Source organism: Tautonia rosea, from assembly GCF_012958305.1.
GTDB classification, from domain to species: domain Bacteria; phylum Planctomycetota; class Planctomycetia; order Isosphaerales; family Isosphaeraceae; genus Tautonia; species Tautonia rosea.
In genome coordinates this window covers 229,219-238,022 of the sequence record NZ_JABBYO010000010.1, presented here as the reverse complement: position 1 = coordinate 238,022, position 8,804 = coordinate 229,219, and the positions used below count along the sequence as shown (strand labels likewise).

Here is an 8,804-nt window from a genome sequence, read left to right as displayed (position 1 = left end):
TGAGAAATCCGGGATAGCGAAAGATCACCGTAGCCGGTGTTCCAGAACAAGAGGTGATCCTCGATGGTCGAATTGTCGGACAGGTCGAAGGTCCGATAGCCGACCTCGATGTTCGAGGTGCCGGCGGCCCGGCTCTGGTAGTCCTCAGGGATGATCCCGAAATTGATCAAGGACAGATCGTCAAAGTCGATGATCGTTTCTGCCCGCAACGAGGAGGCAGAACCCATCGCCACCGCAACGGCCAGCACAAGCCCCTTCGCAAGGTGCCGCATCATCGAGAAGCCCCTTTCTTCTCTGATCACTATGCCGAGCATTGATTCTGCGTTCGAACGCCGGAAGACCGGCGCGTTCCCGCACGGCGACGGTGCGAGGAACGAACGATGACGCACAGCACGGCAGCCATCGCTGGATGGACTATCGCCAAATTGAGCACGCACGTCTACACCCCAGCCGAAAAATCCGGGGGGTGTCGGTTTTTTCAAACAGAACAGACATGCCAGGGCCTTGCTCAACCGCGATGGAGAGTGAGGGGCCTTGGCGACGATCCCGCTTAGGCCAATCGTCCGGGAGCGAAGCGAAATGCCGTGAATTCGGCCTCGTATCCGGCCCCTTTCGGACTGCACGCATAGAGACCACAGGAAATCGTCGGCACCCTCGGCCGCTCACGAAGCGGGGCCATGCGGATCTGTTCCCAGGCGGCTCCATCGCGGGACGACTCAACGAGGCAATCGCTCCCTTCGAGCCGGACGCGGAACCAGACCGTTTCGACCTCGTGGGGCAGGGACTGGGTGGACCAGTCCGAGTATCCGTCGTTCGTCACGACGGCTCCGAGTCGGTTCGGGCCATCGGGCTCGAACTCGACCGAGGTTTTCAGCCAGCAGGTCGGCGAGACGCGGACCATCAACCCGGCCTGGTCGTACTGATGCACCGGCCGCGACCGGACCCGAGTGGACAGCACGAAATCGGCCGAGGCCTCCAGATGAAGGAAATGCCCGTTGTCGGCCTCGAACCCGTAATGCGTTTTCTGCCAGAAGTCGGTGCCCCCCTCGGGCCAGACGCGCAGACAGGAGGCTTCGTGATCCACGGTCCAACGCTTCGGCGCATTGAACCAACGCAGGCGAGCTGGGAGCGACAGTCCTGCGAACGGTTCAACCAAGGGTTCATCGCTCATGTGTGTTCCACTCCCCGAGAGAACTCTGCCAGTTGAGTCGGGCTGCCGAAGGCGGGGTGTTCCTGACCGATGCCGTCGAAGGCCACCCGATAACCGTTGCGCTGGGCGACGCCGCCGGCCCAGTGAGCAAACTTGGCGCGCGACCACTCAAACCGGTGATCCCGATGCCGAAGGATGCGGGTATCTCGATCGAACAGCGCGTTGAAGTCGCGGTTCGGCGTGGTCATAACGACCGTCTTCGGCCGCCAGTGCCGGAAGACCGTCCGCTCAAGTTCGGAGAGACGCCTCGGGTCAAGATGCTCGATCGTTTCGACCATCACGGCCGCGTCGAACCCGCAGAGCCGATCATCGGGCTCGGTGAACGAGCCGTGGATCAGTTCCAGGCGGCCTCTCCCCGGCTCCAGTTCCTCCCTCAGGGCGTCGGCGGCCTGGCTGAGCGAGCGTCGGCAGTGGTCGAGGCCGGCCACCCGGCGAAATTGCGGCTCGCGGAGCAGGCGAACCAGGAGCCGGCCCGATCCACAGCCGAGATCGAGCACACTCGTTGCGCCGCTGGCTCGAAGGCGATCGATCGTCTCCTCGATCCGCGTGATGTGGAGCGATCGTCGCATCAGACGAGGTCCCCTGATCGTCCGTCGTCTCTCATCGGCTCAGGAAAGCGGCACGAAGTGAAGGTCCGGGTTGTTCTTGCGGCAGCTTTCCAGTTCGAACGAGGTGCTAAACAGGATCACCGGATCGCCGTCGCGATCGGAGGTCGGGATCGAGGCCCTTGGGAGCCAGAGGCGCTTGAGCGCCACCGCGTCCCCTTCGATCCGACGGGCGAGCTTCGGCTCCAGCGGCACCAGGCGAGTCGGCACGCCGTACTCCGATTCGAGCCGGGCCTGCACCACGTCGAACTGCAACGTTCCGACGGCCGCCAGATACAGTTCTCGCACACCCGGCCGGGTGCTGACCAGCACACGCACCGCCCCTTCCTCGACAAGCTGAAACAGGCCGCGGTCGAACTGCTTGCGGCGTCCCGTATCGGCGCAATCGAGCCGGGCGAAGCACTCGGGAGGAAACTCCGGCAACGGTTCGTAACAGACCGGCGGGCCGGCGTAAAGCGTGTCGCCGAGCCGCAGGTCTCCGGTGCTGTTCAGGCCGACCACATCGCCGGGAAAGGCCTCGTCGGTCGTCTCGCGCCCCTGGGCAAACAGACGGTGCGATCGGGCCAGCCGAAGCTTCGTGCCGGTCCGGGCGTTGGTCACTTCCATATCGCGCTCGAAGCGTCCCGAGCAGACCCGGAGAAAGGCCACCCGGTCACGGTGCTTCGGGTCCATGTTCGCCTGAAGCTTGAAAATGAACCCGGCGAACTCGGCGCGATCGGCAGGAATCGGCCCTTCCTCTGCAGGGCGAGCCCCGGGGGATGGCCCCAGCGTCAGAAAGGCCTTGAAGAAGGCTTCGACCCCGTAATTGATCAGGGCGCTGCCGAAGAACACAGGAGTGACCTGACCTTGAAGGAACCGATCGCGATCGAACGGCGCTCCGGCCACGTCGAGCAGGTCGAGGTCGCCTTGAAGGGCCTCGCGCTCGGAGTCCGAAAGCTGGCCGTCGGCCGGGTCGTCGAGTCGGCAGGTGGTCGTCGGCACGACGAGCGAGCCGCGGGCCTCGGGGTCGAACAGCGTCACTGCTCGGGTTTCGCGATCGCAGAGGCCGCGGAAGTCTCGGCCCAGGCCGACCGGCCAGTTCAACGGCGAGGCGGCAATTCCCAGCACGCGCTCGATTTCGCTGAGAATCCCGAGCGGATCGCCACCGGGCCGGTCCAACTTGTTCACAAAGGTCAGGATCGGAATCCGTCTCCTGGCGCAGACCTGAAACAGCTTTTCGGTCTGCGGCTCGACTCCCTTCGTCGCGTCGAGCACCATCACCGCGCTGTCGGCGGCCATGAGGGTTCGATAGGTGTCTTCGCTGAAGTCCTCGTGACCAGGGGTGTCGAGCAGATTCACGCGGACACCGAGATAATCGACGCTCAGGGCCGTCGAGGTGATCGAGATCCCCCGCTGCCGTTCCAGGGCCATCCAGTCCGACGTGACCGCCCGCTGGTTCCGCCGACCACGGACCATGCCTGCCACGTCGAGGCAGCCGGCATAGAGCAAGAGTTTCTCGGTCAGGGTTGTCTTGCCGGCGTCCGGGTGCGAGATGATGGCAAAGGTCCGCCGCCGGCTCACTTCCGCCCTGACCGTCGGATCAAACGCCGTCGAGTTTGCTTCGGCTTCGTCCTGATGATTCGCCCGACCGTTTCCATCCAGAGAATTCATTCCGTATCCGTTGAGGTGTCCAGAAGATCGCCGGCGATCGCGGCCGGAGCGACGTGCTCCCCTCGCTCGCGGCCACAGGTCAGGCCGAGTGCTCCGGGGATCGGCCCGAGGGTGCATTCAGACGACGCAATCGTTCATTCGTGTGTTGGCATGCGAGTGTATCGGTTTCGTCCGTTTCCAGCAAGGCAAGCAACTCTTGAAGCGACACAGAAGATGCCGTGCGACCAGGAGCCGTGATCGTGCAGACGCCTGGGGAGCGCGCACGGCTTCCTCGGCAGACCGCTGGACGAACGAGGCGGTCTGCCCAGCGAAGTCAACGCTCCTCCAGGGGACACGAACCCCCAAGGATAGCCGGACGCCTCAACTCAGCGACCAGAGGGTGATTCGGGTGGCCGGAGTCCAGTAATCCGAAACCATGTACTCGCTTGAGAAGGTTGATCCGTCCCACGAGTCGAGATGCCCGGTCGCATCCGAGAATCGAATATCGAACGCAATGATCCCCTTCAGGCTCGATAGGGGCGTTTTGTCAAACCCCACTCCGGCCTTCTTCCGGTGATCGAGGGCAGGCTTGCCGAGCACGATCGGAAGCCAGGTACGCATTTCCGCCACACGCAGGGCGTAGTACTTCTTGTCGCCCCCTCGGACCGTCAAGAGGCCATTGCGACGGGCGGGCAAGGGGACGCCGCTCTCATTGAGCCCTCGGCTGAGCCGAATGGCGCAGGTGTTTGTGATGTAAGCCGCATCGATCCCTCCCCCGATGAGCGTCTTCACTGCTCCGGAGTCGGGATAGTTGACGTAATCAAGGAACTCGGCTTGGAACTTCACCCAGGTCGGCTTCATGGCAGCACTCCGTAAAAGGTGCGTGAACTGACACCGAGTGAGACGGACACATTGCTCCTGAGAGATGGTTTCAGCACCCGAGGGACCGTTGCGGGGAATTCGATGAAGGAGGGTCCGCGTTCGCAGCCCTGCCCACGACACGTGAATCATCAGGTCGGCTGCGTATGCTCGCGGATCCGGTCCCTCATCCGTTTCCCTCGCGTTTCGAGATCTCAGCCTTCAGTTTGGATTGTACGGCAAGATTGGTGACAGACATCGACACTGCGAGAACCACGGTCGTAATGAACATAGGGAGATTCTTTTGCCAGACTCCCGTCACAAGCCATCCGAGAATGATGACGCAAAAAATTCCGATGATGGTCAGGTGAACCGATCGGATTGCCTTGAGCTTTGACTTCATTGCCTCGATCGACGGCGTTTCGGTGTTGTCGGTGGCCATGGTGCGCGGGGATTCCTCAATATCAACTGGCAAGAGATGCGTGGGGAGAGGAACCACCCAGACACACCTGGGCCGCCCCTCCCTTGATGCGGAAGTTCCGATCAGGATGGCAAATCCAGAGACCAAGGCACAAGTCAAATCCAGGTCTCGGATGAGCGTTGATCAAAATTTTTCGGGAATCTTTCGAGACGTTCGAGCGTCCAAGACCTACAACACGTCTGCCAATCCACCGGCCGCTTCTCTGTTCGCCCGGCCATTCGGCCCGACACTGGTGGATTGTCGTCCGCAGTTGGCACGCTCAATGCAACTCTTAGGGTAGCAACCTTGACAAAGTGTTGTCACGGATCGACGCCCTGAGAGTAGTGATTGTGCCATGCCTGAGTGCATGAGCTTTTCCCATCACGACTGGGACGTTGGCCGGCCATTCTGTCTGAGCCGCGTCTCCCGCTCCGCGGGCTTCGCTGAGGAGTCACGACGATGAACTCAAATGCCTCGGAACTTTCGGTCACGCTGTCGCCGGAACTGTTTGCTCAGGTTCAGGAGGAGGCCCGAATGCTCGGCCTGCCGATCGAGTGGCTGATCGCTTCGCTGATCGTGGACACGGTCGATGAGGTAGAACCGGCGCTGGTCGCGGTTTGAGCAGCGACGGCCAATTCTGACCGTAAGGCCGTGCTCACAAATTCGCATGCATGGCTCAGAATTGTTTGAGCCGGATGACCGGCTCATCTGGCGAGTCGAAGTGATTGCCGACTGACCGCGGCCCTCAGTGCGCCGGGGTGCAGCCGTAATCGAGTGCGAAGAACCGTGTCCGTTTGGGGCACGGTGGGCGTCGATCGTACATCAGGCCGAGGATCAGGCCGGGCGCGACCTCTCGGAGTTCATCCCGGTAGGGTCCGTAAAGGCGAGAGGTCCGTTCGTAGTCGAGGATCAGGGCCGGGCGGCCATCGAGCCACGAGTGGCCGTAAGACAGTTCGCCGTGGATCGCCTCGACGCCGAAGAAGCGGTTGACGGCCATGCCCTGGGCCGGGTCGAAAATTTTCCCTTGCCAGACTGCTCGACCCACCTTCGAGGCCGGTACGGCCACGATCGAGCCGGGAAGGATCACCGGCCGACCCGTGACCGGGCCGCTGGGAATGGGCGCCGGAGGCGATTGGCGGTAGAGCGCTTCGAGTGCAACCGGATCGAGCCGGACCAGATCATCGAGCGACCGCACCGCCAGGCCCTCGGGGGCAGGGGGGATCATCGGCCCCGATCCCTGGCCAGTCGCCGACCCGACAACCGATCCGAACCCAACCAGCACGATCACGACGAGCGCAAGACCCCGAAGCATGGCGGCGACCCTCCCTGGTCGATCCCGATGGCGAGCATGGCGGCCTGATCCGGGTCGCGTTGACCCAAGACCGCACATGTCGATCGCATCGGCTCGATCCGGCAGAGGGCTGCAGCGCCTCTGGACCAGCAAAGCGCTTCGAGCCGCTCCGATCCGGATCACCGCTTCGGTCCGACCCCTTTCGTGGCCAGCCAGGCCGGGGGCGGTCCCATCCGGGAACCGGGCTTCAGGGGGATGATGGGAGCAGCATCGGCGGCACCTTCGTCCCGGAAGTGCTGCGCGACCCAGTCGCGGAACACAGGGGGCTCGTGCGTCTTGCCTTCGGCCTGGAGCCAGTCGCGGTACTCCTTGAACGGCTCGTGCAGGCGTTCGGGACCGGCCAGGGGAATGTGCGAGTAGAAGATCGAGAACTCCTCAAGCGCCTCGTCTGGCGACTCCCCCAGGACCATCAGGCGATACAAGGCGCTGGCCAGGCCCGTCCGATCCGCGCCCGACTTGCAGTGGATGACCAGGGGATACCGGCAGCGGTCGAGCAGGTCGATCAGGGTCAGTAGCTCGGCGCGGCTGGGTCGCCGGGTGGCCTTCATGGGGAAGTCGTAAAAGTCGATCCCGGCCTGCTCGGTGGCCTCGACCTCGGCGGCGTACCAGGAATCGGTATAGGAACCGCCCCGGAGGTTGAGGATCGAACCGGGTTGAAGCTCGGCGATGAGGTCGTCGAGGTTCCCCTTCGGCTGGGCACATCGGTAGACCTTGCCCGGCTCGACCGCCGCCACGTTGCCCAGGAACAACGGCCGGTAGAAGACGGTCGCCGAGACCACGGCCAGCAGAAACAGCACCACGGCCACCCGCTTCAGGCGCCCGAGCCTTCTGGCCCGACGATCCGAGGTCTGCTGCGGTCGATCGGATTCCACGATGCTCCGTCCTTTCGCTCTGGCCGGTCCTGTACGATCGAGCCCCCTGTGGATCTCGGATGAGACTCTATCGCTCCCCCCTCGACGGTCAATCCCAGTCATGTCCGGTTGCGGTCGGGGAGCGTTGCGGAGAAAAATCACGCAGATGGCGCGTTGACACCCGCCCAGGATGATTGATAATACTGATCATGGCTCGCCTCGGCATAACGGCCGAGCTCGAACCCAATGCGGGAGAGGTGGCTGAGTGGTTGAAAGCGACGGTTTGCTAAACCGTTAGACTGGGAAACCGGTCTCGGGGGTTCGAATCCCCCCCTCTCCGCTCGAAGGATGATTGCCGGCCGAACGAAGAACACGCCCCGCTCCGGAGAATCCGGGTCGGGGCGTGTTGATGTTTTGATCTGAGTCAGCCGAACGCGGTGGGAATCGGGATGGTATGGCGGCCCGATTCCCTCAGGCGATGATGTCGTGGACGACCTTGCCGTAAACGTCGGTCAGGCGGTAGTCGCGGCCGGAGTAGCGGTAGGTCAGGCGGGTGTGATCCATGCCCATCAGGTGCAGGATGGTGGCGTGGAAGTCGTGGACGTGGACCGGGTTTTCGGCAGGGGCGTTGCCGTACTCGTCAGAGACGCCGTAGCTGACCCCCCCTTTAACGCCGCCACCGGCCAGGAAGCAGGTGAAGCAGCGGCTATGATGCCCTCGGCCGACGGGGGTGAGATCCTGCCAGGGGGTCCGGCCGAACTCGGAGCAGCCGACGATCAAGGTCTCGTCGAGCATCCCTCGACGCTTCAGGTCGGCGATGAGCGCAGCAATCGGCTGATCGACATTCTTTGACAATTTTCGGTGGTCATCGATGTTGTTATGACTATCCCAGTTGGTGTTTGAGCCGACGTCGAACAGCTCGACCACGCGGACGCCCCGCTCAACCAGGCGACGGGCGGTCAGGCACTGAGCGGCGAAGGAGCCGGGCTGGTCGGTCCTGGCGCCGTAGAGGTCAAGGGTTTCGGAGGTTTCGCCCGAAAGGTCGAAGGCTTCGGGAGCCTCGCGCATCAGGCCGTAGGCCGTGTCAAACGTGGCCATCCGGGAGGCAAGCATGGCGTCGCCGTCGCGGCGGGAGAGGTGGGCCTCGTTCAGGTCGCGGAGCATCAGGCCTTCAAGCTCGCGGCGCGAGACGGACGCGACGGGGCTCTGGACGTCGGGCAGGGGGTTGTCGCCGGGGATCACGCGGACCCCCTTGTGATAGGCGGGCAGGAAGTTCGAATCCCAGACCTGGAAGCCGTTGTACGGCTCTTTTTCAGCCAGGACGACGAACGAAGGGAGGTTCGTGTTGCGCGTGCCCAGACCGTAGCTGACCCAAGAGCCGATGCTCGGCAAGGGGATTGTGACCGATCCGGTGTGCATGCCCAGCGTGGCGGCCGAGTGCCCAGCCGAGTCGCCGTGGACGGTGTGCAGGAAACAGAAGTCGTCGATCACGCCGCCGACGTGCTCGAACAGCTCGCTGACCATCTTGCCCGACTCACCCCGGGGGCGGAACGCATACGGGGAGGCCAGCACCTTGTTCCGGCCGACCTCCTTGTCGTGGTCGGCCTGGAGCTTTGGCTTGTAGTCAAACGTATCGAGATGCGAGAATCCGCCGGTCATGAAGAAGATGATCAGGTGCTTCGCCTTGCTCGGGAAGTGGCCGGGGCGAGGGGCAAGCGGGTGCCCCTCGTTAGCGGCGGCGGCAATCGAGAGTTGCCGATACATTCCCAGCCCGCCGGCCGTGGCGAACGCAGAGGCGCGGCGGAGCATGGTCCGGCGGTCGATCGGTTCAAACGCCATC

10 protein-coding genes and 1 tRNA gene are annotated in these 8,804 nt (G+C 63.3%); 2 read left to right on the top strand and 9 right to left on the bottom strand.

The genetic code is table 11. From position 1 onward, the window contains the following. The 6 genes from HG800_RS18745 to HG800_RS18720 all read right to left on the bottom strand — a co-directional run. Positions 1-275, bottom strand: a 275-nt coding sequence (locus tag HG800_RS18745) for a hypothetical protein (protein WP_169978252.1), incomplete at its 3' end; no start/stop codon positions are given. A 275-nt stretch (positions 276-550) separates the two neighbouring features. Continuing rightward, positions 551-1,171, bottom strand: a complete 621-nt coding sequence (locus HG800_RS18740) for a DUF1349 domain-containing protein (protein ID WP_169978250.1) — start codon at positions 1,169-1,171, stop codon at positions 551-553. Then, on the bottom strand, positions 1,168-1,779 hold the full coding sequence (locus tag HG800_RS18735; RefSeq protein ID WP_169978249.1) for a methyltransferase domain-containing protein: 612 nt from the start codon (positions 1,777-1,779) through the stop codon (positions 1,168-1,170). Before HG800_RS18735 ends, HG800_RS18740 begins: the two co-directional genes overlap by 4 nt. 39 nt (positions 1,780-1,818) lie before the next feature. Further along, on the bottom strand, positions 1,819-3,465 hold the full coding sequence (locus tag HG800_RS18730; RefSeq protein ID WP_169978247.1) for a peptide chain release factor 3: 1,647 nt from the start codon (positions 3,463-3,465) through the stop codon (positions 1,819-1,821). Between the two features lie 360 nt (positions 3,466-3,825). Beyond that, positions 3,826-4,305, bottom strand: coding sequence for a type VI secretion system amidase effector protein Tae4 (locus HG800_RS18725; RefSeq protein ID WP_169978245.1), 480 nt, complete (start codon positions 4,303-4,305; stop codon positions 3,826-3,828). A 184-nt stretch (positions 4,306-4,489) separates the two neighbouring features. Beyond that, complete coding sequence (locus HG800_RS18720) at positions 4,490-4,744, bottom strand: hypothetical protein (protein ID WP_169978243.1); 255 nt, start codon at positions 4,742-4,744, stop codon at positions 4,490-4,492. 477 nt (positions 4,745-5,221) lie between these two features. On the opposite strand from HG800_RS18720, the gene HG800_RS18715 reads away from it, so the two are divergent. Next, the gene (locus tag HG800_RS18715; protein ID WP_169978241.1) at positions 5,222-5,383 is read left to right on the top strand and encodes a hypothetical protein; all 162 of its coding nucleotides are present in this window, start codon (positions 5,222-5,224) and stop codon (positions 5,381-5,383) included. 124 nt (positions 5,384-5,507) lie between these two features. Here the strand turns inward: HG800_RS18715 and HG800_RS18710 are convergent, their stop codons facing one another. Further along, positions 5,508-6,074: a hypothetical protein gene (locus HG800_RS18710; protein ID WP_169978239.1), complete on the bottom strand. Its 567-nt coding sequence runs from the start codon at positions 6,072-6,074 to the stop codon at positions 5,508-5,510. Between the two features lie 158 nt (positions 6,075-6,232). Continuing rightward, positions 6,233-6,985 carry a tyrosine-protein phosphatase gene (locus HG800_RS18705; protein ID WP_315852060.1) on the bottom strand — a complete coding sequence of 251 codons (753 nt, stop codon included), beginning with the start codon at positions 6,983-6,985 and terminating at the stop codon, positions 6,233-6,235. Between the two features lie 230 nt (positions 6,986-7,215). On the opposite strand from HG800_RS18705, the gene HG800_RS18700 reads away from it, so the two are divergent. Next, positions 7,216-7,304, top strand: a tRNA-Ser gene (locus tag HG800_RS18700). Positions 7,305-7,435: 131 nt separating this feature from the next. Here HG800_RS18700 and HG800_RS18695 read toward each other — a convergent pair. Further along, a complete protein-coding gene (locus HG800_RS18695) occupies positions 7,436-8,803 on the bottom strand; it encodes a DUF1501 domain-containing protein (RefSeq protein WP_169978235.1) in 1,368 nt (455 codons plus the stop codon). Between the last annotated feature and the right edge of the window lies 1 nt (position 8,804).

Excerpts from the sequence above, each read along its gene's own strand:
- HG800_RS18710 (WP_169978239.1), bottom strand. The coding sequence starts at position 6,074 with ATGCTTCGGGGTCTTGCGCTCGTCGTGATCGTGCTGGTTGGGTTCGGA.
- HG800_RS18730 (WP_169978247.1), bottom strand. The coding sequence starts at position 3,465 with ATGAATTCTCTGGATGGAAACGGTCGGGCGAATCATCAGGACGAAGCC.
- HG800_RS18715 (WP_169978241.1), top strand. The coding sequence starts at position 5,222 with ATGAACTCAAATGCCTCGGAACTTTCGGTCACGCTGTCGCCGGAACTG.
- HG800_RS18740 (WP_169978250.1), bottom strand. The coding sequence starts at position 1,171 with ATGAGCGATGAACCCTTGGTTGAACCGTTCGCAGGACTGTCGCTCCCA.
- HG800_RS18695 (WP_169978235.1), bottom strand. The coding sequence starts at position 8,803 with ATGGCGTTTGAACCGATCGACCGCCGGACCATGCTCCGCCGCGCCTCT.
- HG800_RS18735 (WP_169978249.1), bottom strand. The coding sequence starts at position 1,779 with ATGCGACGATCGCTCCACATCACGCGGATCGAGGAGACGATCGATCGC.
- HG800_RS18720 (WP_169978243.1), bottom strand. The coding sequence starts at position 4,744 with ATGGCCACCGACAACACCGAAACGCCGTCGATCGAGGCAATGAAGTCA.
- HG800_RS18725 (WP_169978245.1), bottom strand. The coding sequence starts at position 4,305 with ATGAAGCCGACCTGGGTGAAGTTCCAAGCCGAGTTCCTTGATTACGTC.